Source organism: Streptomyces violascens (assembly GCF_014649955.1).
Taxonomy (GTDB): Bacteria; Actinomycetota; Actinomycetes; order Streptomycetales; family Streptomycetaceae; genus Streptomyces; species Streptomyces violascens.
In genome coordinates this window covers 78,016-100,141 of the sequence record NZ_BMUA01000001.1, presented here as the reverse complement: position 1 = coordinate 100,141, position 22,126 = coordinate 78,016, and the positions used below count along the sequence as shown (strand labels likewise).

The following is a 22,126-nucleotide window of genomic DNA, read 5'->3' as shown; positions in this document are numbered from 1 at the left end:
GCTCTGGCCGGACATGGCTGGCATGGCAGCTGAGCAGATACTTTCCCCCTCCCCTCTTGCCGGTCGTCACCGGCGCCGCGGTCAGCTGGCGTATGACCCAGCCCGACCATCGCGGGCTGTTGTGGGGGCTCGGCGGAAGTGGAGCCTGGGCACTGCTGAGTGCCGCTCTGGCCGTGACCGGGAGGCGGCTGGGGTGGTGGCCGAGCTCCGTTTCCTCCCAGCGCAGACCCCGGCTGATGCTGCTGACGGCGAGCGTCTTAGCGGCCGCAGCCGTGTGGCTGGTGTGCGAACGCCTCGGAGCCCCGCCCCCGTTGCTGGCCGCCGGGCGTACCGCCGTGCTCCTGGTCGCTCTCGTGCTGGCGTGCACCTGCTTCAGTAACATCTCTCTGCACACCAACGCGGCAGCCGCCAGCATCACCCTCATGACTGTCTGGGTGGATGCAGGCTGGGCCGTGCTGTATCTCCTCGTTGCCGCGATCGCCTGGTCTCGTCTGCACCTGCGTGCGCACACACCGGCCCAAGTCCTCCTGGGGGCCGTTCTGGGCACAGTGGTGTGCATGGCCATGCCGCACCTGAGCCGCTGACCCGACCGGGTGCGGCGATCTCCTCACCGTCCCGAAACAGTGCCAACGCCATGGCCTGCAGCCCTGGCATCCGCCCCCGGCCTGTGCGTGATGCGGCTCTCAGCCGCCCTACTCACGCCTGTCACCGTCGTTGAGCCCGGCCCTCGACCCCCGCCCGCTGCTCCGGATCCGCTGCCGCATATCGATCCCGTGGCCTTGGACCCTGCCGGCGGGCGACGGAGGTCCTGGCGATGGCGGGGAAGGCTGCGGAGGACGTCAGCGCGATGATCGTTCCCCCACGGTTTGTTGAAGACGCCGCAGAAGCATCATGGCCTGGTGGCAACGCAGATGTTGTACCGCCATGTCTCCTGGTGCCGGTACATCTCCACCCCACTCATCGCGTTGACCAGACTGTCGCCGCAGCCGACACCGCGCGCGAGCGCATAAGGCAATCGGCCGAGCGCCGAGAAGCACCGCAGCATGGGCAGGACCTTCTCCGTCGCGTCATACGCCGATTCGACAACGAAACCGGCCTGCTGGAGAAGCCGCTCCAGGTGACCGTGGGTCATCGTGAGCATGCCCGGCATGCCGGAGCGCTCACAGACTCGGAGCAGCGCGGACCGCGCTCGCGGCAACAGATGAGCCTGGGGAGTGCTCGAATACTCGGACATCACCAGCCTTCCGCCGGGGCGCAGGACGCGAAAGAACTCGGCGAGCCCCTGGCGAGGGTCAGGGGAGTGGACGAAGGACTCCATTGTGTACGCGCCTTCGAAAGAGCCATCGGCGAACGGGAGGGCGTGATAGTCGGCGAGGAGGAAACGTGTGCGCCTGCCTGTCTCACCGGCACGGGCCGACCGCTGCCGCGCGATAGCGATGTCCGGCTGGATCCCGTCGATCCCGGTGACGTACACCTTGCTCGCCCGTGCGACCGTGCGCGCAGTGTCGCCGACCCCGCACCCCGCATCGAGCACCGCCGACGCCGGAGGCAGTGCCAGCTTCCGGGCCAGGACGAGCTCCATGCGCCGCATGGCTGCCGCGAAGGCCCAAGGTGAATGACCCGGCTCGTACCAGCCGAAGTGGCGCGTGCGACCGAGCAGCGCCGCATACCCGAAGCGTGACTCGAACGCGCGGTAGTACGGCATGACGTGTTGCTGGTAGTGGACATTGGTCACGTGGGTCATGGCTCCGGCCCCTAGTCAGTCGCCTCGTTCCGCCCGAGGTCTTCATGGAGAGCAACGACCGGTGGCTCCCGCGAGTCACCCCGGTCCCCGGCCTGTTGCCCGGTGACCCGGCCTCCCATCACCGAGTGGCGTGCATCGTGAAGTCGCCGATCGTGGAGCTGGCTGCGCGCGAATGTCAGCGCGCAGCCGCTGGTCATCGGCAGACGACTCTTGTGAACGTCATGGGTCGGCGGGTGCCTTCACGGTCCGTCAGTACCAGCAGCGCCCTCACCAGCGAGGGCGCCTACTACGGCGGCGGAGGGGTGCAGCTGGGCGCGGACACCAGTGTCATGGCCCTCCGTGCACCGTCGACGAATGCCGACGGGCAGGGATCGTTCACGCTGAGGCAGCCCGCTCGCGGTCGTGGGCAGCGGACTGCTGTCGCTCCTGCTCGCCGTCGGATGCGCAGTGGTACCAGCGGTACCAGTGGTATCGGCCATCGGTCGGTAGCGCCGGAGTGCTGCCGCTCGCGCCCTGTTACGCCAACTCGCCCTCGGCTCGCCGCTGCACCGGGTGACCCGCTGTCTGTTCTGCGCTCAACCTCACAGACGACAACAAGGTCGGATTTGTGCCCGAGGCCGCCGATCTGGTGATCGACGTTCTCGGCGACAGAGGACGAGCCTTTGTGGGTGGCGAGTTGGACCGGGGCCGTCTGTGCTCCCCGCGGGTTCTATTCGGCCCAGGCTCGCTCCAGATGGGTGCGGAAGGTGGCGGGCTCTCGCCCGATCAGCTCGGCCAGCGTCGAGTCGACAGCGGTGAACTCGCCATTGCGTGCCGCGGCGAAGATGCTCAGCATCAGGTCGGCGATCGGGGCCGGGGCGCCGTGCTCCAGGGCCTGCTCGCGGAAGGCGTCGTCGGGGACGACGGTGCGGGTGAAGGGTCGTCCGGTGGTCTGGGACGCGATCTCGGCGACGGTGTCGAAGTCGAGCGCCGCCGGCCCGGTGAGCGGCGGGGTGGGACCCTCGAAACGGGCCTCCTCGGCGAGTATGACCGCGGTGGCCTCGGCGAGGTCGTCGTGGCCGGTCCAGGCGACGGGGCCGTCGGCGGGGAGGGCGATGTCGCCGGTGCGGCGGGCGGCCTCCAGGAACTGCAGGGCGCTGGAGGCGTAGAAGCCGTTGCGCAGCGCGGTCCAGGGCAGGCCGGTGGCGCGCAGCAGGTCCTCGGTCTGGGCGTGGTCGCGGCACGCCTGGAAGCGGGCGTCGTGGGCGGCGCCCATCTGGCTTGTGTAGAGGATGCGGCCGACGCCGGCCTGCACGGCGGCGTCGATGGCGGCGCGGTGGCCGCTGACGCATTCCTGGCCCGTGCGGTCGAGGGAGACGAGGAGCAGTTGCTCGGCGCCCTCGAAGGAGTGCATGAGTGAAGCAGGGTCGTCGAAGCTGCCCTGCCGGACGCGGACGCCGCGGTCGACGAGGTCCTGAGCCTTGCGCGGGTCGCGGACGCTGACGCCGACGCGGTCGGCGCGGACGCGCTCCAGGAGGCACTCGACGGTGCGGCGGCCGAGCTTTCCGGTGGCTCCGGTGACGATGATCATTGAGCTCTCCCGACGTTGCTTCCGATGGAACCGCTTAAACGGTAACACTGGAAATTCCAATGGAACCAGATCCCCGGTACCATCGATTCATGGCTACGCGCGACTCAACCGACAGCCCTCGGCGCCGCATCGTCGAGGCCGCCGTGGAGCTGCTGGAGAACGGCGGCCCTGACGCGGTGAGCACCCGCGCGGTCGCCGCCGCGGCGGGCATGCAGCCGCCGGCGATCTACCGCCTCTTCGGCGACAAGGAGGGGCTTCTTGAGGCCGTCGCCGAGCACGGCTACGCGCAGTTCCTGGAGAAAAAGCGCGCACAGTTCGACCCCGCCACTCAGGACCCGGTGGAGGAGCTGCGTCGCGGCTGGGACATGGTGGTCGAGTTCGGAGTCTCCCGCCCCGAGTTGTTCGCCGTGATGAACCGGGCCACCGGCCGGGGACCGGACGCAGCGCACCGCGCGGGCCTGGAGATCCTCCACCGGCGGGTGCGTCGGCTGGCGGCCGGGGGGTGGCTGCGGGTCGACGAGGAGCTGGCCGCCCAGATCATCCAGGCAACCGGCCAGGGCGCGGTCACCACCTGGCACTCCACCCCCGCGGACCGCCGCAATCCGGCACTGTTGACCGTCCTGCGCGAGTCCATGGTCGCGGCCGTCACTCGCGCCGAGCCGACGGTCCCCGCCGCGGAGTCCGGTCCCGCCGCGGCGGCCCGCGCGCTGCGCGCCGCCCTCCCCGACGACGCCGATGTCCTGAGCGACGCCGAGCAGCGCCTGCTGCGAGAGTGGCTCACGCGCCTGGCGGCGGACGGTGGCGCGCCGCATGCCTGATTGCGCGTCAGGCGCCCTTCCCCAGGCGCCCTGCTCCGTCGACTTGCTCAAAGGTGACTACGCGAAGTCGACCACCGACTACGACAAGGGGAGCAGCACATGACGATGCCTGCGGACGTCCTGAGCACGGGCATCATCGCGCAGTTCCCGAACAAGTCCACCAGCTGACCGGAACCCTTCGCTGTGTTCACGATCCGCAAGTCCTCAGTTCGGAGCGGGCGAACTCTTGTCGTCGGCCTTTATGTCGAAGTTGACTTGGTCCTTGGCGACCGAGGTGACGTCGACTGTCACACCGAGGATGCGGCCGTCGCTCCCCGTGAGAGTGCAGCGCATGGTGGTGCCGATCTTGCCAACGAGATCCTCGGGGCACGTGACTTGCGGCTTTGGCTGCCCCGTGGTGGCGGCCAGCTTTTCGGCGACGGTGTCGGCGACCTTGTCGGCGGACAGCTTCGGCGTGGGTTTCCCGATCTCGACGTGGGCCGAGCAGCCCACGAGCAGTGCGCCGGCGGCGACGGCCGTGACGGACATGAGAATCGACGGGGCTATGGCCATGCGGGATTGGAACATCGTGTACTCCGGGTCGGCGGGTCGGCAGGCTAGTAGGGCGAGAGGACCTCGGGAGCTTACTGGTGGGGGTGCTTGGGTCCCAGAAGGGGCATGCGTGGACGGCGCCGCTGCGGAAGAGATGCCCTGTCTTGAGTCGGGCGAAGGCGCGTTCGTTGGGTGCGCGCAGTCGGGCGTGGTCGCGGCTGAACTGCTGGTGATGCTCGGGTTGTTCGCGGTGGCGGCAGTACGGGTGCCTTGAGCGGGACCTGATGCGTGACGAACCCGAGATCGCCGAACACCGGGCCCGCCTTGCTGCGGCATTGTCGTTGCGACAGGTGCCTGTGCCTGAACCCATCGCCCGATTGCGGACGCAGTGACCGGCACCGAAGCGGGCCACATGGTGGTGACCGAGTCGGACGATGAGTACGAGTCTCTCTTCGGGACGTTCCTGCCCGCTGACAACCCGGGCCGGCTTCTCTGAACTAGGGAGTTGATGTTCCACCGGTGTCCGTCGGGGTGTGTCCACAGACTGGGATACCGAGGTCGATCGTGCTGTCAGCCCGATTGGCACGGGTAGTTGCTCCCGCTGACCAGTTGCGGGACAGGTCCGCCGTTCGCGTTCGCCCAGCTCATGGTCCGCTTACGAGGGCCCCTGCGGATCGGCCGTCCCAGAATCACGCCGGACGTGGTCCTGGCCGACAAGGCCTGCTCCTCCCGAGGTGGTGGGGTCAGCCGCCTTTGTTCATGTGTGCTTCGTGGGCGTCGATCAGTTCGTCCCAGTGCTCACGAGTCCACTCACACGCTGCGTCCAAGGGGCCCAGGAGCCCGCGGCCGAGCGGGGTGAGGGAGTACTCGACGCCCAGTTTGGTGTCCTCGTACGCCTTCCGTGTGACAAAGCCGTCCCGTTCCAGCCTGCGCAGGGACTGGGTCAGTGATTTGGAGGTGACTCCACGCAGCGGGCCTTTGAGTTCCGAGAATCGACGTGAGCCGTCCTGCAGGCAACGCAGGATCATCGCGGCCCACTTGTCGCCCACACGGAACGGCACGAGAGGGGATGGGCAGACGGGGTCGAACATCTCCGGATCCAGCGGGGCCAGTTCGGCCAGCGGTTTCGTCATGATCCACACGGTAGGGCGGTATCCGATCGGAAACCAGCCTCCGTCCTACTGTCTCGTCCATGGAGACGAACAACAGCAGGATCATCGTGTTCGGGGCGGGTGGCCGCGTGGGCCGGGCGGCCGTGGCGGAGGCCCGACGCCGAGGCCACGAGGTGACGCCGGCCGGCCGGGCCGACGGGCAGGTGACGGACGCCGCGACCGTGGCGCGGCTCGCAGCCGGCCACGACGCGGCAATTGTCGCGGTGTACGACCCCGGCGTTCCCGCCGGTGAATTCTTTCCGTCCCTCGCCCGCGCTCTCGGGGTCGGACTCCCGGAGGCAGGAGTGACTCGGCTGGTATCGGTCGGGCTGGCGTCCGTACTGCCGACCGCGTCCGGTGCCCTGCTGATGGACGTTCCCGGCTATCCGCAGGAGTGGAGGGAGTTTTACGTCGGTCATGGCGCCGGCACCGAGGCGCTGCGGGCCGCCGCGCCGGAAGCGCTGGACTGGGTGGTGATGAGCCCTGCGGGAGACTTCGACGACGCGGATGAACCTTCGGGCGGATACGCCCTCGTTCCGGCGGCCGCCGACAGCCGCATCACGCACGCGGACTTCGCCCGCGCGTTGCTCGACCAGGTCGAGGTCCCGACCCTGCACCGCACTCACGTCGGAGTGTCCGCGATATGACCGACACGATCCACGACAACCCAACCCCCTGGGTCGCCGATCACATCCGCCGCTTCCAGGAGACCGGCGGTCACCCCCGCCCCGGGATCGCCGACCTGCTCCTGACCACTCGGGGCCGCAGGTCCGGCCTGCTGCGTCGCACGGCGTTGACGTACGTGCGGGACGAGGACGCCTACGTCTTGACGGCGTCCAACGCGGGTGGGGACCGCCATCCCGCCTGGTACCTGAACCTGATGGCCGCCCCGGAAGTCATCCTCCAGGTCGGTGAGGCCACCTTCCCGGCGACGGCGCGCCCTGCAACGGCGGCCGAGTCCGACCGGCTGTGGCCAACCGTCGTGGCGGCGATGCCCTCGTATGCCGCCTACCGCACCGCGACGATCCGAGAGATCCCTCTGGTTCTGGTCACCCCGACGTAACGACACAGCCGACCAGCTCTTTCCATCGGGAGGCCCGGAAGGTGTCGCCGGAGCGTTGCGCTGTGGCAGCAGCTTTACCGGCAGGCAGGGACAGTGGAAGCAGCACCTTGATGGAGTGGGCGGACTGCACAGAGCGGTCTCATCAAGGCGGACCTGTTCTCGTGGACCGCGATCGATGCTGCTGACTGCGCGGTCTTGCCTAACGTGCGGCGAGCGCAGCGAGCTCCGGGACGCCCACGCCTTGGTCAGTTCGTCCCCCTTGGCCAGTCCGGCAGATCGTGAACCGCCCCTGAGATGTCTCAAGAACAGCTCGGAGTGAGTGCGGGGGAGGCTCACGGCGGTCCTCGCGTTCTGGTCAACTCACCCGGAGTCGAGCGGGTTCGGCGTTCTGCCCGAGGCCGGGGTGGATCGGCTTGCTCAGGGTGGTCAGAGGGGCCCCCGTGCCGCCCTGGCGTGCCGCGACGATCTCGGCCGCGATGGACAGGGCGGTCTCCTCCGGCGTTCGCGCGCCCAGGTCCAGGCCGATCGGCGAGCGCAGGCGGGCCAGTCGGCGCTCGGTGACGCCGGCCTCGCGCAGCTTGCGGGCGCGGTCCTCATGAGTGCGGCGCGAGCCCATCGCGCCGATGAACGCGACCGGCAGCCGTAGTGCCAACTCCAGGAGAGGCACGTCGAACTTGGCATCGTGGGTGAGTACGCACAGGACGGTGCGGCCGTCCGTCTCCGTGCGCCGGAGGTAGCGGTGCGGCCAGTCGACCACCACGTCGTCGGCCTCGGGGAACCGCGCCCGGGTGGCGAACACGGGGCGGGCGTCGCACACGGTGACGTGATAGCCGAGGAACTTGCCCATCCGCACCAGCGCCGCGGCGAAGTCGATGGCACCGAAGACGATCATGCGGGGCGGCGGCACGCTCGACTCCACGAACACCGTCACGGCGCCCCCGCAGGGCGACCCGCTCTCCGAGACGGTGAACGAGGCGGTGCGCCCCGCGTTCAGGTGTCCGAAGGCCTCCTCGGCTACCGCTTCGTCCAGCCCGGGACGGCCGTCCAGACTCCCCTCGCGTGAGCCGTCGGGGCGGACGAGCAGAGCCCGGCCGAGGAGCTCGGCAGGGCCCTGGACCACACGGGCGAGCGCCGCCGCGCCCTTGCCGGCGGCGGCCGACAGAGCCGCCGCGAGGACGCCCGCGCCCGGCGCGCCGACCCGTACCGGAGTGACCAGGACGTCGATGGCTCCGCCGCAGGTCAGTCCCACCGCGAAGGCGTCCTCGTTGCTGTAGCCGAACCGCTCGCGCACCACCACGCCGTCCTGGAGGGCCTGGACACACAGGTCGTACACCGCCCCCTCCACGCAGCCGCCGGAGACCGAGCCGATAGCCCTGCCGTCGGTGTCGACGGCCAGGGCGGCGCCCGGCCGGCGCGGCGCGCTGCCGCTCACGGCCACGACGGTGGCGACGGCGAAGTCCACGCCCTGCCCCACCCATCGGTTCAACTCACCGGCTATGTCAAGCACGCGAACTCCCGTTGAATCATGGCTGGTTGACGTGAACACCGGGTCAGCCGGACGCGATGTCCCGTGACCCCGAGAGGAGGACACGGTCGGGCCGGATCGGCAGGTGCCGGTGGCGCACTCCGGTCGCGTGCCAGACCGCGTTGGCGATCGCGGCCGCGGCGCCGACGATCCCGATCTCACCGATGCCCTTGATGCCGACGGGGTCGTCCGCGTCCGGATCGTCCACCCAGTCCGCCTCGACGAGCGGCACGTCGGCGTTCGCCGCGAAGTGGTAGCCCGCCAGGTCGGCCGAGACGTGCGAACCCGATGCCTGGTCCCTGACGGCCTCCTCGTGCAGCGCCATGGAGATGCCCCAGGTCATCCCGCCCACGAACTGGCTGCGTGCGGTCAGCGGGTTGACGATCCGGCCCGCGGCGAAGATGCCGAGCATGCGCCGTACCCGCACCTCGCCGCTGGAGGTGTCCACCGCGACCTCGGCGAACTGGGCCCCGAACGAATGCCGCTCCTTCGCCGCCAGCGCCGCGACCGCCGCGGATGTGTCCGACCGGACGGTGATCCCCTCCGGCGGAATGTCACCCCCCAGGGCGAGCTGACCTTGCAACTCGTCCACCGCGGTCATGACGGCCCATCCCCAGGAGCGGGTGCCCATCGAGCCGCCCGCGATCATCGCCGGGCCGAAGTCGCTGTCCGCGATCCGCACCCTGACGCGGTCCGGCCGCACCTCCAGCGCGTCCGCCGCGATCAGGGTCAGGGCGGTCCGCGCCCCGGTCCCGATGTCCGCCGCGGCGATCCGTACGGTGAAGGTGCCGTCCGCCTCCGCCGTCACGGCCGCGGTGGAGGGGGCGGCCCCCGAGGGATACGTGGCCGCGGCCGTGCCGGTCCCGAGCAGCCAGCGCCCTTCGCGGCGCAGCCCGGGGCGCGGATCCCGGTCGGCCCAGCCGAACCGGCGGGCGCCCTCCCGGAAACAGGCGAGCACATTGCGGCTGCTGAACGGCAGCCCGGAGACCGGCCCCGAGACCGGCTCATTGCGGGACCGCAGCACGATGGGGTCGACGCCGCACTTCTCGGCGAGCTCGTCGAGCGCGGACTCAAGGGCGAACGAACCCGGTGCCTCGCCCGGCGCCCGCATCCAGGTCGGCGTCGCCACGTCGAGCGGCACGACGCGGTGGACGGTGTGGTGGGCGTCGGCGTCGTACATGACGCGCCCGATCGAGGCGCTCTGCTCGACGAATTCGTACACTCTCGACGTGAGGTTCTGAGCCTGGTGGTCTAGGACACGCAGCCGTCCGTCGGCGTCGGCGCCCAGCCTGACCCGCTGCGCTGTGGGGCTGCGGTAGCCGACCGCGGTGAACATCTGACGGCGCGTCAGGACGACCCGGACCGGACGGTGCAGAACGGTCGCGGCCATCACGGCGCACACCTGGTGCGGCCGGACCCCCTTGGAGCCGAAGCCCCCGCCGACGTGTTCGGAGCGCACCCGCACCGAGGCCGGGTCGAGGGAGAAAAGCTTCGCGAGCTCGTCGGCCACCCACATGCTGCCCTGGTTGGAGTCGACGACTTCGAGCCGGCCATCCTCCCAGCGCGCCGTCGCCGCATGCGGTTCCAGGGTGTGGTGGTGCTCCTGGGGCGTGGTGTACTCGGCGTCCACGACGACGGCGGACGCGGCGAGTTCAGCCTCCAGGTCGCCCTTCAAGGTCTCCGCCTGGAGCATCGGGGAGTTCTCCGGCGTGTACGTCCCTGGCCGCCCGGCGTAGAACGCGACGTCGTGCGACTCCTCGTCGTACCGGACGGCCAGCGCCTCGGCGGCCTCCCGTGCCTGCTCCGGCGTCTGAGCCACGACCAGCGCCACCGGCCAGCCCGCACACGGAATGTGGTCGTCCTGGAAGCAGGCGACGATCGGGTCGGGGCGTCCCAGCGTGCCGACGTAGTCTCCGTCGACGCGCGGGGCGTTGCCGTGGTGCAGGACGGTCAGGACTCCCGGCATGGCGAGTACGGGGGCGGACTCCACCGAGCGGACCCGGCCGCGGGCGACCGTGGACAACACCATCCATCCGTGGGCGAGTTCGGCGAAGGGAAGGTCCGCCGCGTAGCGGGCCGCTCCGGTGACCTTGGCGCGCCCCTCCACGCGGACGTGTGCGGACCCGACGGATCCCGCGGTGGTCAGGGTTCCCGTCGTGGTGGTCATCGGGAGGCCTCCTCGGTGAGTTCGATCAGCAGGGCCACGACGAGGTTGCGCATCAGAGTCACCTTGTATCCGTTGTCCGGCAGCGGCTCGGCGGCTGCCAGCTCGGCGTCCGCCGCGGCGGCGAACGCCTCGGCGGTCGCCGGGCCGCCGGTCAGTACCCGCTCGGCCGTCCTGGCCCGCCACGGCCGGGACGCCACCGCGCCGAAGGCGAGGCGCACCTCGCGCACCGCTTCGTCCCGGACGTCGAGTGCCGCGGCGATCGAGCCGATCGCGAACGCGTAGGACGCGCGCTCGCGCACCTTGCGGTAGCGGGATGTGGCGGCGACCGGAGCCGGGGGCAGGGTGACGGCGGTGATCAGCGCGCCGGGCGGCAGCGCGGTCTCGCGATGGGGGCTCTCGCCCACCGGCAGATAGAAATCTTTGAACGCCAACTCGCCCGGCCCGTCGGCCGCTTCGTAGGAGACGACCGCGTCGAAGGCGGCGAGCGCCACACCCATGTCGGAAGGGTGGACGGCCACGCAGTGCTCGGAGGCCCCGAGGATCGCGTGGTTGCGGTGCTCGCCCGTGATGGCAGGGCAACCGCTGCCGGGAACCCGCTTGTTGCAGGGCCTGGCCGGATCGGCGAAGTAGCCGCACCGGGTGCGCTGCAGCAGATTCCCGCCCACGGTGGCCATGTTGCGCAACTGGCCCGACGCTCCGGCCAGGACCGCCTGGGCCAGCGCCGGGTAGCGGCGCCGCACTTCGGGGTCGGCGGCAAGGTCGCTGTTGGTCACCGTCGAGCCGATGCGCAGACCGCCGTCCGCGGTGGTCTCGACGCGGTCGAGAGGAAGTTCGCGTACGTCGACGAGCAGCCCGGGGCGCTCCACTCCGGTCTTCATCAGATCGACCAGATTGGTGCCGCCGCCGAGGTAGCGGGCCTCGGGGTCGGCGCCGAGCAGGGCGACCGCGCCGGGGACGTCCACCGCGCGGCGATAGCCGAATTCCCTCACGCCGCCACACCCGATCCGGCCGGGCCGACGGAGGCGTCCGCCGTGCCCGGTGGGGCCTGCGCGGGTTCGGCCGCCCTGGCCACCGCCCGCACGATCGACACGTACGCTCCGCAACGGCACAGGTTGCCGCTCATCCGCTCGCGGATCTCGTCGGCCGTGAGTGCCGGCACCCCCGCCGCGGGCCGCACATCGGCGGTCGCGGCACTCGGCCATCCCGCGGCGTGTTCCTGGATCACCGCGATCGCGGAACATATCTGGCCCGGGGTGCAGTAGCCGCACTGGTAGCCGTCGAGATCGAGGAAGGCCTGTTGCACCGGGTGCAGTTGACCATCCTGCGCCACGCCTTCGATGGTGGTGATCTCGCGGCCTTCGGCGGCCACCGCGAGCTGGAGGCAGGACACCGCCCGGCGCCCGTCGATCAGGACCGTACAGGCGCCGCACTGGCCTTGGTCGCAGCCCTTCTTGGTGCCGGTCAGATCGAGGCGATCGCGCAGCGCGTCGAGCAGGGTGGTGCGGTGGTCGACGGGCAGCGTGTGCTTTTCGCCGTTGACGGTGAGTGTGATGGCACTGGACGTCGATGGGGCCATGATCAGCCTTCTTTCCCGTAGGGGTACGCGGCGGGCTTCGTGGCGCGGGCCCTGATGCCGACGGCGTGGCGGCGGGCGGTGCGTGAACGGTGGCGCTGTGCGTGAGGGAGTCGGCTCGGGCGGCCTCGGTGTGAGGGCGGAGCGGGGCGGACGCGAGAGCGACCGGCGGTCCACGCAGGCCTCGTGCTGCCGCTATGGTGAGCCCAACCGGACAGCTGTCCGCTGACGGTGAACCTAACGGACGGCTGTCCGCTTAGCAAGGGTGTCCTCGGCGGGATGCGCGGAAGGAAGACGAGTGCGGCAGAACAGGGACGCACGACTGCGCTCGGACGCGCAACGCAATCGCGAGCGCATCCTGGAAGTGGCGCTGACCGAACTGACGTGCTCGGCCGACGCGCCGTTGAGCTCGATCGCGAAGAAGGCGGGCGTCGGACAGGGCACGTTCTACCGCAACTTCCCCAACCGCGAGGCGCTCGTCCTCGAGGTGTACCGCTACGAAGTCCAGCAGGTGTCCGACGCCGCGTCCCAGCTGCTCGAAACCTGCCCGCCCGACCGGGCGCTGCGGGAGTGGATGGACCGCCTGGCCCAGTACGCCGTGGCCAAGGCCGGCCTTGCCGACGCCCTGCGCAAGGCCACCTGTTCGCGCGGCAGCCTGGCAGGACTCGGCTACGACGCGGTGAGCTCGGCCGTCGAGCTCCTGCTCCGGGCGAACGAGGACGCGGGCGCCATCCGGCCCGGGGTCACCTCCGACGACTTCCTGCTCGCCATCGCCGGGCTCTGGCAGATCGACCCGCACGGAGACTGGCAGTCACGGGCGAGTCGGCTCATGGACCTCGTCATGGACGGCCTGAGGGCCGGCGCCCCCGGGAGATGACCCGCGCCTGAAGGCGCCAACGTCTTGCACGCCCATGGTGGTTGAGGTGGGCCGCCAGCTTGCCGAGACGGCAGGTCGTGGAGATCCGCGAGGGCAGGACGGCCGGGCCGGGGCAGCGAGGTGACGAGCACCGCGGACATGCCGTACGCGTGCGGCCGAGCGCGTCGGTTTCCGGGGCGTCCCTCACGAACAGGACGTCCTCGGGCAGCCGTCCGCCTGTGTCACCGCGGCGGTCATCCGAACTTCCCCCGCACGGGACTGCTCGGGTAAGCCGAGGACCCGAACCCGCGGATGCGCCAGCTGGCCCTGGACGACCCGGAGTCGACGGCCGAACCGGTCTAGTGGTTCGGCTGGGACAGCAGTGAGGAAGTACGGCACCGCGCCGCGGAGGATCCCGGGCTGACACCGTCGAGCAGCCGGACCGCTGATGCGGGCTCGCGACGTCCTCGTGGTGGGCTCCTCACTCGGAGGCTGGATTGCCGCAGAGATGGCGGTACGGGACACCGCCGGCATCATCACGGACCTCGTCCTCATCGACGCGGTGGGCGTACGCGTCGAGGGCGAGCCGATGCGGGACTTCTTCGGCCTCGACGCGCGCGGCATCGCCGACCACGCCTGGCACGACTCGGCTCGCTACTACGTGGACCCCGCCACCGTCCCGCCGGAGCAATTCGCCGCCCGCCGGGCCTACATGGAGACGATGAGGATCCTTGCCGGTGAGCCGTACATGCCCGACCCCAAGCTGCTGCGCCGCCTTGGGCGCGTACGCGTACCGGCGCTCCTGCTCTGGGGGGAGAGCGACCGGATCGTCACGCCGGCCTACGGCGCCGCCTACGCGGCCGCCTTCGGCGACGCCCGACTCCAGGTAGTCCCAGAGGCAGGTCACTTGCCCCACATCGAGCAGTCCGGGGCGACCCTCGCCCTGATCGACGACCATCTGCGCGGTCGGCGCCGCCCGTAGCCTTCGGCGCCCCGCCTCGTGGATGTGGGCCTTGGACGGGTGGCCCTCCCCATGGGCATACGGACGGTCCGCGCGCTGTTGAGGGAGCAGAGTCATCCACGACGGGCACACAAGGAGCAGGCCATGCCGAAAGCGGTGCGGTTCGACGAGTACGGCGGGATCGACGTTCTGCGGTTGGAGGACGTGCCGCTTGCCGAGCCCGCGGCCGGAGAAGTGCTGGTCAGGGTGAAGGCTGCGGGCATCAACCCGGGCGAGGCGAAGATTCGTGAGGGGGTGTTGCACGATCGCTGGCCGGCTACTTTCCCTTCGGGGCAGGGCAGCGACCTGGCGGGGATCGTGGTGGACGTCGGCGACGGGGTCGAGCAGTTCGCGGTCGGTGACGAGGTTCTCGGATTCACCGACCTGCGCGCCAGTCACGCCAAGTATGTGGTCGCGAAGGTCGCGGAGCTTGCGCCGAGGCCCGCGGGCGTTCCCTGGGAGGTGGCGGGTTCGCTGTACGTCGCCGGGACCACGGCCTATGCGGCGGTGCGCGCGGTGGAACTGAAGCCGGGCGACACGGTGGCGGTGTCCGGGGCCGCGGGCGGTGTGGGTTCCATCGCCGTCCAACTGGCCAGGCACGCCGGAGCCGAGGTGATCGGCATCGCGAGCCCGGCCAACCACTCCTGGCTCGCCTCCCACGGCGTCACACCGATCGCCTACGGCAGCGGCCTGGCCGACCGGCTGCGCAAGACCACCGACGGGATCGACGCATTCATCGACACCTACGGCGAGGGCTATGTGAAGCTGGCGCTCGACTTGGGGGTGTCTGCCGCGCGGATCGACACGATCATCGACTTCCAGGCCGTCGAGGAACACGGGGTGAAGGCGGAAGGGAGCGCGTCCGCAGCCGACATCGAGGTCGTGGCGGAGCTGGCGTCGCTGGTCGCGGACGGGGCGTTGGAGGTGCCGATCGCGAAGGTGTTCCCGCTGGACGAGATCCACGCCGCGTTCACGCAGCTCGAACAGGGCCACACCCGAGGCAAAATCGTCCTGGCTCCCTGACCGTCACACCAGCTCCGCGTTCCGGAACACGAGCGAAGGCCGGCGGCCCGTACGGCCCGGCCTCGGTCCAGCGGCGCGCGAAGAGCCGTCGCGATCGTCTCGGCGCTGCTGGCGCCCCATGCCATCGCGTAGTTGGCCTACTTCTCGCCCAACACGCGCTCGCACATCTACGCAGAGCCGCCAAAACCAGTGGAGCGCGACCATGCGGCCGAGACCGTTCCGGACAGGTATCCCAGGGATAACGTCTTGGGCTCCCCAGCCGTCACGCCGTCAGAATTCAATGTGACGCCTGGCAAGCAATAGAGCAGCGTTGCCCGAAACGGGGCCACTCACTTGGGTGGCCCCTTTCGGTCCGCCCCTGGACCGGAGGGTCTCTTCGTGTGTGACGACACAGTGAACACGAGCGCGTCGTAGAGCCGTCGGTCGCTCAGGCGGCCGCGGCGTGTGGCCGTACCAACGGCAGCTCCCACAGTTCCAAAGCTCCGCTGATCAGGTCAGCGAGGAACTGGACCGCGCCTCCGGTGTAGTGCCACCAGCCGCCGTTGCGCGAGGCCACGGTGACAGTCCATTCGTCGGGACCGGACCCTGTGGTGTTCCAGAGGAAGTAGTCGCCCTGGTACGACGTGGCCCAGGGCAGCAGGCCTCCAGGGGCGGGAAAGGGGTGCAGAGGAATGGACATCTCTGCGTCCGCACACCACTCGGCGAGGATCTCAAGGTCTTCGGTGTCCTCCGACCAGGCCTTCTCCTGCCCGGGGTTCGGGAAGCCGGTGTAAAGGAAGTCACCGAAGGCCAAGGACGGGTAGCTGTTGGCAAGCAGCTTGTAGTCCGAGGGCAGCTCCGTGGTCAGGCACTCCTCGACCCGTGCCCAGTCGATGCCGGCCGACGACGTGCGGCGAAGCAGGGCGAGGCCGGGGACAGCCTGCTCCAAAGCTGCGACTGCCGAAGCCGGATCAGTCAGTCGCCGACGAGGTACTTGAGTGCCGATGAGAGCGTCCACCGGAACAGCGTGCCAGAGTACGGATCACGAGCCTTCACTGCCCTTCAACATTCAGACCAGCGAAGCCTTGAGCCACCTGATCCTTTGGCGTTTGGGCAGGCTGGCGGTACTTCGTCCATGCTCGGAGCCGAGCACATCGTGGGCCGCGGAGGCTGCTGTCGGTGCTTGTCGTGAACTCGGACGTGCTACTTCGAACAGCAGCTTCGGGAGGCCCGTACCGTCAATGGTGGATCCGCGAATGGGAATTGACACCTGATGACAGACGCGATCGTTTCGGCTGAGGCTGTCGAGGAAGTGAAGCTCACCGGGGCAACGAGTCGGCGTGGTCGCCGCGGCCACCGTGCCGAGGTCTGGGTGCCGAAGGTGGCGGCGGGCCAGCTCGCAGGAGGAACGCGCGGTCGTTCGTGATTTCGTCGACCGCTGTGGTTGGTTGAGGATGCCGCGGTTGCGCGGTGAGGAGGGGTTCGGGTTTGTGCAGGGCGAGCAGTACCGCCTCGGCGCGGTCCGGACTCGACGCGCCGCGGGTCTTCATCGCCTTCTTCGGCCGGCGAGCAGCCGTAGCTCTCGCGATCGTTTTGCCGAAGTCCCGGCTCGGCCAGTCCCTCCAAAGGAGCTACACCCACCGCACTTGCGACGGGGCGTCCTCCCCGCCCATGTGGGGGCGGGCCACGTCTCTCGCCTCGGCCTCAGGCGTGAGCCGCAAACCAATTGGGTGTAGCTCTTTTGGAGGGACGGTCTCGCCCGTCCCTCCCCTCGCAGCGTGGAGATGTCCGCTGTGAGGGGAGGGGACGCTTGCCTGGGTCAGAGGTTCAAGGCTGTGGCCAGTTGCCAGGCGGCAGCCCTGAGTTGCGGTAGCCCTGGCTCAGAAGGCGGTGTTGCTGCAGCCCATGCTCGAACCCAAGTGGGTCTCCTGAGCACCCGCGTTGCCCTCGCCGTTCAGGAGGTTGCCGCCCAGGCCGTTGAGGATGCCGACTTGGCCGAGGACGTCGACGTTCAGGTCGTGTGACTTGCAGTTGCTGCTCTGCCCGATGTTGAAGCGGTCGCCGCCTTTCCCGCCGTCGTGTGCCTGGGCCGTGCCGGTGGCCAGCATTCCGAGGCTGCCGAGGGCGGCGACCAAGACCGCAGCCTTGCGAAGCGTGTTCATGTGATCTCCAATGGAGTGGAGTGTGTGCGATCCGTGGCAGATCGATTCCTTACAGTCACGAAAATTAGATTAAATACCACCAAAACCGCACGATGGCGCGCCGAGAAGTCCTGATCTAGTTGAGGAGGCCGCGGCTGCGCGGCTTGCGGAGAGGGTTCGGGCTCACACAGGACGACCAGCACCGCCTCGGTGCGGTCCGGACTCGACATACCGCGGGCGTTCATCGCCTTCTTCGACTCGAATCTGAGCCAAGCCGCTTGTGCCGAGAGGAGCTTGGGGACGGGGCCGAGTTCGGCGGCCAGGTGGGTGGGGTCGGTGGCCTCGGTCTGGCCCGAGGCCACCGCCGCCCAGGAGGGTTTCGGCTACGCCTGCCCCGACTTCCAGCCCTGCCTGGCCACCTTGCCCGCGACTCGTTCCCCGGCCTGCCACCCGCAGCCGTAGCCCTCTGCCTGCGCCCGTGGAGCCGGATGCACGGACTGCTCACCCTTGGAAATCTACGGGCACCTGCGTCATCAGGTCACCGAACCGTCCAAGCTCTACGAGGCCGACATGCACGACCTGATCCGCACACTCGGATTGACACCACCGCGGTAGCGGCAACGGTCCGCACAGGGGGGTGAGTTCAGCGAACTCGCGGCACAGTCCACTCGTCGACGCTCCACTCCGGCTCTGCGATCCGCCTGCGGTGGCAGCGAATGAGCACGAAATCGCCCGCCGGCCCGCATATCGGCTACGAGGCCCGAAGCGCGGCCCTCGGCGTGGGGCCATCCGACCCGTGCCGCTGACGAGACCCGGCTCCGGGCTTAGCTGAGGCCGAGTTTGGCCAGGGCGGTCGACCAGGTGGTCGCGATCGCCTGCTGCGCCGTGGCGAGCTGTGTTTCACCGGAGCAGATCGCAGTGTGGAGTTCGGGCTCGACGGCGTCCTTGGGGGATTGTTGGGGCCCGCGCCTGCCTTGTGTCCCGGTGATGGCGGTTCGACCCGCAGGTTGCGGGGGGCGTTGGGGTCGCCGGCGACCTCCAGGGAGATGAGGTGGTCGACCTCGGCGTCATGGAGGCCGCCGGTGTAGCTGTACGACTTGGCGTTTGGCCGTTTTCTCCGCGCCGGTGATGGAGGAGGTCGGGCGGATCGTCGTGGTGTAGCCAGGCTTGCAGATCGTCGACTTCAGCGAGGCCGGGATGACGTTCGGATTCAGGGCGCCTGGCGTGCACGTGGGGTACGGCAGCGGCTGGCCGTGGTCGTTGCCGAAGTGGCGGGATCCGGCGGGCAGCTGGGTCTGGACCGTGCACTTGGGCTACGGGCCGGGACCGTTCTGCAGGGCCGCCGGTGCGCCCCCCGGCCGGGCCTGCAGGTCGGAAGCCGGGCTCGACTGGGGCGCTGGCAGCTGCGCGTCGGAGGATGGCCGGCGCTGGGACAGGCGGGGAGACGGCGGTCGGCGCGAGGACGGTGGCGGTGACGGGGAGACGGTGGCGGAGCAGGCGGCCCCCAAGGCGACGGTGGCGCGACGAAGTTATTTCCGGTCACCTCCCGCCAGGCGGCCCTGGACGGGAGGACCGCCTGAACGAAGGAAAACGAAGGAAGGTGATGGCCGTCCCCTGCGTCTCGTGTCGGTGCAGCTCCGAAGCCAGATCCACCTCGCTATGAGTGACCTCACGGCTCGCCGCAGCCAAACTCCAACCGCGGGGATGAAATCCCCAGTTGGCGCATGGTGCGGGAAGTGGTCACCCCTCGTCGAGCCGACAGGGCCGTGCAGGCTGCTGTCTGTTGGGCCTGTTGCGGCGGCTCTGTGGTGGGATCCATTGCCCCGGGTTGTACGTCGTGGTCCTGGCCGTTCGCAGAGGCTCGCCTGAGCCGGTCGTCCAGTGTGTGATGTGGGGCGTGGTGACCTGCCCACGGGACCCGGGCGTGCGCACGGCCCGCAGCCCCTGCGTGGCAGGGGGCTGTGGGCCGGGGTTCAGCAGTTGATGGCGGTCAGAGGAGCTTCTGCGGGGCCTGGTACTGGTCGACGGGTGCGACGTTGCAGGAGGCCTTGGGGCCACCGAGGGCGTGTCCGCCGATGCCCTCACCCTCGGGCAGCGGTACCGCGCAGCGCAGGTCGACGTTGATGAGTGAGGCGCCGTAGGTGTTGAGGATGCCGCCCGCCTCACCCGCGATCGAGGTGTTGCCGTTACGGGTGGCGAAGTCCGAGGCGCCCATGCTGTTCATGGCACCGGTGCCGCTCGCGGTCGGGCCCTGCGCCGCAGCGGCGGCGAGGATGCTCTGGAGTGTGGCGGTGGGGATCTGGAGTGTGGTCATGGGGGTGGTGTTGGGCTTGGGCTTCGGGGTCTGCGCCGAGGCGGGAGCGGCGATGGCCATCGTGGCGGCGGTGGCGAAGGCCGCCCCGGCGAGAATCTTCTTGATCACGGTGTTACTCCCGTTCAGTGGGTCAGAGTGGGGTGACAGGCCTGCCTCGGGGGAGTGCGGAACCTGTCATCTCTGCAACGAGGGGCACCCAGAAAACGTCACTAATTGTGATCATTTGGACCAATATGCAGAGAACTGATGCGCTTGCTGTCCGTCGGCGGCCTCCCGGGGCCGCAGGTGGACCCGCACAGGCGAAGGGGTGTGGCCCTTGTTGAATGACCACGATCCCGCAGAGTGATCAGGCCGCCGGATCGCGGTCACTCAACAAGGGCCACACCTCGAAGCGAACGTCCTGGGCCGTCGGTGCTGCCGGTAGAGGGCGCGTGCATCCGGGGCCCACGGCCCGGCCAGGAGGGGGAGAGTGTGCTGGGTCCCGGGGCGACTGGTCAGACCCCGGGACCCCCCAGGGGCACTCTCTGACGTGATCAAGCTTCCGGTTCAACGGCTCTTTGCATCCAGGGTCACCCTGGTTCCCCCGCCCAGCCCAGTGCGCGCCCGGCGAGCCGCGTGGATTTGGGTACCTGTCGGCTTGTCGTGTCGGTCTTCCTGGTGGGAGACCCGCACCCCTGGGTGCATGCCGTGGTCCTGGCCGTCCGGAGTGGTCTGTTCGGTGTGCGATGCGGAGCGACCCTGGTGCTCGCAGCCTGCGGGCAAGCCACAGCCCCCTGCGTGGCAGGGGGCTGTGGGCCGGGGTTCAGCAGTTGATGGCGGTCAGAGGAGCTTCTGCGGGGCCTGGTACTGGTCGACGGGTGCAATGTTGCACGCAGCCTTGGGACCGCCGAGGCCGTGGCCGCCGATGCCCTCACCTTCGGGCAGCGGCACCGCGCAGCGCAGGTCGGCGCTGGCGAACGGGGCGCCATAGGTGTTGCCGATGCCGCCCGCCTCGCCCGCGATGGAGGTGTTGCCGTTGCGGGTCCCGAAGTCCGAGGCGTCCGCCGAGGCGGGCGCTGCGACGGCCATCGTTGCGGCAACGGCGAAAGCCGCCCCGGCGAGAACCTGCTTGATCACGATCATGCTCCCATTCGGTGGGTCAGACAGAGATGACAGGCCCTGCTCCGGGGGAGTGGAAACCTGCCACCCCTGGAACGAGGAACGTTCATAAAAGGTCACAAGATGCGCTCATTCAGACCAACATGCAGGAGCGGGAGCGCCGCGTGAGGTGAGCTCAGCTTCTGCCTTCGAGGACGAGGCCGGGTTTGCGACCCCGCCGCCGAGGGCCCGCAGTTGGGGCTGTCGTCTGCAGGCAGGTTCCGGCCGAGGGGGCGGGTTACGCACGCGCGCACGCTTACGGGGTCGCGGCCGGGGTGTCCGGTGATCTGCCGCAGCGGCCGACGGTGGCGGGCAGGTTCACCTCGCACGACAAGACGCGGATGACCGAGCTCGGTCCAGGCAAGTGGACCCTCACGGTGGCATCGGCCGGCCCCTGCTCGTGCTCGCACATGGCGTTGAGGACCCACAAGGCGTCAGGCATCGCCGCAGTCATGAACCCGGTGATGCCTTCGCCGCACAGCTCCAGCAGCCAATCGGTGGCCCCGGAAGGCACGAGCGGCCACAGGCTTGACATCAGGTTCGACTCTTCGGACATGCGCCGACGATCCCAGGCGCGAACCGTCTTCCCTCAAAGGGCCGACATTACGCCGCCCGAACTCGCCACCTGGGCACGTTCCCCCGTGCCTGGCCAGGACGGCGAGGCGCGCCTCGAAGCCATCGAACCGACCGCTGACGAACGTTCTTCTCCGCAGGCGCTCTCGCCCACGACCGGCACGAGTACCCCGAGAGCCGATCACGGTGGCATCTCAGGCCACTTGGGCGGTGGCCGCTAGGACCAACTCGCGCAGGGTGACGCGCTGCGGCTGCTGATACGCAAAGCCGATCGCCGCGGCCACGTCTTCGGGGGCGAGCACCTCGATGGAGTCCTTGAAGGCCTGGTAGTCGGCTTTCACCGCCTCGTCGGTGGTGTGTGAGAGCAGCTCGGTCTCAACGGCTCCCGGGGCGATGGTGATGACGCGGACCCCGTGGCCCGCGACCTCTTCGCGCAGGCTCTCGGACATGCCGTGCACGGCGAACTTGCTGCCGCTGTAGACCGTGTGTTTGGCGTAGGTCCTGCGGCCCGCGACCGAACTGACGTTGATCACCGTGCCGTGGCCGCGCTCGATCATGCCGGGCAGGACTGCACGTACTCCGTGGAGCAGACCCCGCACATTGACGTCGAACATCCGCTCCCACTCATCGGCCGACTGCCTGGCCACCTCGCCCAGCAGCATCACGCCCGCATTGTTGACGATCAGGTCGGCGGGGCCGTACAACGCCTCGGCCTCCCGCACGGCCCCGGCCACCGCCTCGGCGTCAGTGACGTCGACGGAGCGGGCGAGGGTGGCGGGGAGACCGAGTGCCTCGATCCGCTCGACCCTGCGGGCCAGCAGCAGGAGAGGGTGGCCGAGTGCGGAGAGGGTGCGGGCGGTGGCGGCGCCGATGCCCGAGCTGGCTCCGGTGATGACGGCCAAGGGCTTGGCGAAGGTGTTCAAGTCGGCGTTCACAGCCGCGTTCATGTCGGTGTTCATGT

At 69.5% G+C, this 22,126-nt stretch carries 20 protein-coding genes and 2 pseudogenes; 7 read left to right on the top strand and 15 right to left on the bottom strand.

The genetic code is table 11. The features are described from left to right. The first annotated feature begins 56 nt into the window (after positions 1–56). Positions 57–584, top strand: coding sequence for a phosphatase PAP2 family protein (locus tag IE206_RS00525; RefSeq protein ID WP_189959458.1), 528 nt, complete (start codon positions 57–59; stop codon positions 582–584). Positions 585–889: 305 nt separating this feature from the next. Here IE206_RS00525 and IE206_RS00520 read toward each other — a convergent pair whose 3' ends face one another. Both IE206_RS00520 and IE206_RS00515 read right to left on the bottom strand, forming a co-directional pair. Continuing rightward, a complete protein-coding gene (locus tag IE206_RS00520) occupies positions 890–1,744 on the bottom strand; it encodes a class I SAM-dependent methyltransferase (RefSeq protein ID WP_189959456.1) in 855 nt (284 codons plus the stop codon). Positions 1,745–2,453: 709 nt separating this feature from the next. After that, on the bottom strand, positions 2,454–3,314 hold the full coding sequence (locus tag IE206_RS00515) for an SDR family oxidoreductase (RefSeq protein WP_189959454.1): 861 nt from the start codon (positions 3,312–3,314) through the stop codon (positions 2,454–2,456). Positions 3,315–3,403: 89 nt separating this feature from the next. Between IE206_RS00515 and IE206_RS00510 the strand changes: the two genes are divergently transcribed. After that, the gene (locus IE206_RS00510) at positions 3,404–4,132 is read left to right on the top strand and encodes a TetR/AcrR family transcriptional regulator (protein WP_189959452.1); all 729 of its coding nucleotides are present in this window, start codon (positions 3,404–3,406) and stop codon (positions 4,130–4,132) included. Between the two features lie 204 nt (positions 4,133–4,336). Here the strand turns inward: IE206_RS00510 and IE206_RS00505 are convergent, their stop codons facing one another. The 3 genes and pseudogenes from IE206_RS00505 to IE206_RS00495 form a co-directional block, all read right to left on the bottom strand. Further along, positions 4,337–4,684 carry a DUF4333 domain-containing protein gene (locus IE206_RS00505; RefSeq protein WP_189959450.1) on the bottom strand — a complete coding sequence of 116 codons (348 nt, stop codon included), beginning with the start codon at positions 4,682–4,684 and terminating at the stop codon, positions 4,337–4,339. A gap of 124 nt (positions 4,685–4,808) precedes the next feature. Then, positions 4,809–4,934: pseudogene (locus tag IE206_RS00500) on the bottom strand (IS5/IS1182 family transposase); the annotation flags it as partial. A gap of 472 nt (positions 4,935–5,406) precedes the next feature. Further along, positions 5,407–5,796, bottom strand: a complete 390-nt coding sequence (locus IE206_RS00495; protein ID WP_189959448.1) for a winged helix-turn-helix transcriptional regulator — start codon at positions 5,794–5,796, stop codon at positions 5,407–5,409. A gap of 59 nt (positions 5,797–5,855) precedes the next feature. Between IE206_RS00495 and IE206_RS00490 the strand changes: the two genes are divergently transcribed. Further along, positions 5,856–6,461 (top strand): NAD(P)-dependent oxidoreductase, encoded by a 606-nt coding sequence (locus tag IE206_RS00490; protein ID WP_189959446.1) that lies wholly within the window; start codon positions 5,856–5,858, stop codon positions 6,459–6,461. Beyond that, positions 6,458–6,877: a nitroreductase/quinone reductase family protein gene (locus tag IE206_RS00485; protein ID WP_189959443.1), complete on the top strand. Its 420-nt coding sequence runs from the start codon at positions 6,458–6,460 to the stop codon at positions 6,875–6,877. The genes IE206_RS00490 and IE206_RS00485 overlap by 4 nt, the downstream gene beginning before the upstream one ends. 355 nt (positions 6,878–7,232) lie before the next feature. Here the strand turns inward: IE206_RS00485 and IE206_RS00480 are convergent, their stop codons facing one another. Genes IE206_RS00480 through IE206_RS00465 form a run of 4 tightly spaced genes read right to left on the bottom strand, consistent with a single transcriptional unit; the run spans position 7,233 to position 12,145 of the window. Then, on the bottom strand, positions 7,233–8,384 hold the full coding sequence (locus IE206_RS00480) for an XdhC family protein (protein WP_189959436.1): 1,152 nt from the start codon (positions 8,382–8,384) through the stop codon (positions 7,233–7,235). 43 nt (positions 8,385–8,427) lie between these two features. After that, entirely contained in the window at positions 8,428–10,569 is a 2,142-nt protein-coding gene (locus tag IE206_RS00475; RefSeq protein WP_189959434.1) for a xanthine dehydrogenase family protein molybdopterin-binding subunit, read from the bottom strand. Next, a complete protein-coding gene (locus tag IE206_RS00470) occupies positions 10,566–11,558 on the bottom strand; it encodes an FAD binding domain-containing protein (RefSeq protein WP_189959432.1) in 993 nt (330 codons plus the stop codon). The genes IE206_RS00475 and IE206_RS00470 overlap by 4 nt, the downstream gene beginning before the upstream one ends. Continuing rightward, complete coding sequence (locus IE206_RS00465) at positions 11,555–12,145, bottom strand: (2Fe-2S)-binding protein (RefSeq protein ID WP_189959430.1); 591 nt, start codon at positions 12,143–12,145, stop codon at positions 11,555–11,557. The genes IE206_RS00470 and IE206_RS00465 overlap by 4 nt, the downstream gene beginning before the upstream one ends. A 295-nt stretch (positions 12,146–12,440) precedes the next feature. Between IE206_RS00465 and IE206_RS00460 the strand changes: the two genes are divergently transcribed. The 3 genes and pseudogenes from IE206_RS00460 (at position 12,441) to IE206_RS00450 (ending at position 15,021) form a co-directional block, all read left to right on the top strand. Beyond that, a complete protein-coding gene (locus tag IE206_RS00460) occupies positions 12,441–13,019 on the top strand; it encodes a TetR/AcrR family transcriptional regulator (protein ID WP_189959428.1) in 579 nt (192 codons plus the stop codon). Between the two features lie 436 nt (positions 13,020–13,455). Then, a pseudogene (locus IE206_RS00455) lies at positions 13,456–13,980 on the top strand (alpha/beta fold hydrolase); the annotation flags it as partial. 123 nt (positions 13,981–14,103) lie between these two features. Then, complete coding sequence (locus IE206_RS00450; RefSeq protein WP_189959424.1) at positions 14,104–15,021, top strand: NADP-dependent oxidoreductase; 918 nt, start codon at positions 14,104–14,106, stop codon at positions 15,019–15,021. Positions 15,022–15,448: 427 nt separating this feature from the next. Here the strand turns inward: IE206_RS00450 and IE206_RS00445 are convergent, their stop codons facing one another. The 6 genes from IE206_RS00445 to IE206_RS00420 form a co-directional block, all read right to left on the bottom strand. Beyond that, on the bottom strand, positions 15,449–15,949 hold the full coding sequence (locus IE206_RS00445; protein WP_229853155.1) for an SMI1/KNR4 family protein: 501 nt from the start codon (positions 15,947–15,949) through the stop codon (positions 15,449–15,451). A gap of 931 nt (positions 15,950–16,880) precedes the next feature. Further along, positions 16,881–17,162, bottom strand: coding sequence for a hypothetical protein (locus tag IE206_RS00440; protein WP_189959414.1), 282 nt, complete (start codon positions 17,160–17,162; stop codon positions 16,881–16,883). A 1,969-nt stretch (positions 17,163–19,131) separates the two neighbouring features. Further along, positions 19,132–19,563 (bottom strand): hypothetical protein, encoded by a 432-nt coding sequence (locus IE206_RS00435; RefSeq protein ID WP_189959412.1) that lies wholly within the window; start codon positions 19,561–19,563, stop codon positions 19,132–19,134. 711 nt (positions 19,564–20,274) lie between these two features. Next, complete coding sequence (locus tag IE206_RS00430) at positions 20,275–20,577, bottom strand: hypothetical protein (protein ID WP_229853154.1); 303 nt, start codon at positions 20,575–20,577, stop codon at positions 20,275–20,277. A gap of 271 nt (positions 20,578–20,848) precedes the next feature. Next, on the bottom strand, positions 20,849–21,148 hold the full coding sequence (locus IE206_RS42265) for a hypothetical protein (protein ID WP_229853153.1): 300 nt from the start codon (positions 21,146–21,148) through the stop codon (positions 20,849–20,851). A 211-nt stretch (positions 21,149–21,359) separates the two neighbouring features. Then, positions 21,360–22,124, bottom strand: a complete 765-nt coding sequence (locus tag IE206_RS00420; RefSeq protein ID WP_189959407.1) for an SDR family oxidoreductase — start codon at positions 22,122–22,124, stop codon at positions 21,360–21,362. Positions 22,125–22,126: the final 2 nt, after the last annotated feature.

Coding starts and splice junctions, on each gene's coding strand:
- IE206_RS00420 (WP_189959407.1), bottom strand. CDS start 22,124: ATGAACACCGACATGAACGCGGCTGTGAACGCCGACTTGAACACCTTC.
- IE206_RS42265 (WP_229853153.1), bottom strand. CDS start 21,148: ATGTCCGAAGAGTCGAACCTGATGTCAAGCCTGTGGCCGCTCGTGCCT.
- IE206_RS00485 (WP_189959443.1), top strand. CDS start 6,458: ATGACCGACACGATCCACGACAACCCAACCCCCTGGGTCGCCGATCAC.
- IE206_RS00450 (WP_189959424.1), top strand. CDS start 14,104: ATGCCGAAAGCGGTGCGGTTCGACGAGTACGGCGGGATCGACGTTCTG.
- IE206_RS00510 (WP_189959452.1), top strand. CDS start 3,404: ATGGCTACGCGCGACTCAACCGACAGCCCTCGGCGCCGCATCGTCGAG.
- IE206_RS00465 (WP_189959430.1), bottom strand. CDS start 12,145: ATGGCCCCATCGACGTCCAGTGCCATCACACTCACCGTCAACGGCGAA.
- IE206_RS00515 (WP_189959454.1), bottom strand. CDS start 3,314: ATGATCATCGTCACCGGAGCCACCGGAAAGCTCGGCCGCCGCACCGTC.
- IE206_RS00440 (WP_189959414.1), bottom strand. CDS start 17,162: ATGAACACGCTTCGCAAGGCTGCGGTCTTGGTCGCCGCCCTCGGCAGC.
- IE206_RS00430 (WP_229853154.1), bottom strand. CDS start 20,577: ATGATCGTGATCAAGCAGGTTCTCGCCGGGGCGGCTTTCGCCGTTGCC.
- IE206_RS00490 (WP_189959446.1), top strand. CDS start 5,856: ATGGAGACGAACAACAGCAGGATCATCGTGTTCGGGGCGGGTGGCCGC.
- IE206_RS00475 (WP_189959434.1), bottom strand. CDS start 10,569: ATGACCACCACGACGGGAACCCTGACCACCGCGGGATCCGTCGGGTCC.
- IE206_RS00505 (WP_189959450.1), bottom strand. CDS start 4,684: ATGGCCATAGCCCCGTCGATTCTCATGTCCGTCACGGCCGTCGCCGCC.
- IE206_RS00520 (WP_189959456.1), bottom strand. CDS start 1,744: ATGACCCACGTGACCAATGTCCACTACCAGCAACACGTCATGCCGTAC.
- IE206_RS00495 (WP_189959448.1), bottom strand. CDS start 5,796: ATGACGAAACCGCTGGCCGAACTGGCCCCGCTGGATCCGGAGATGTTC.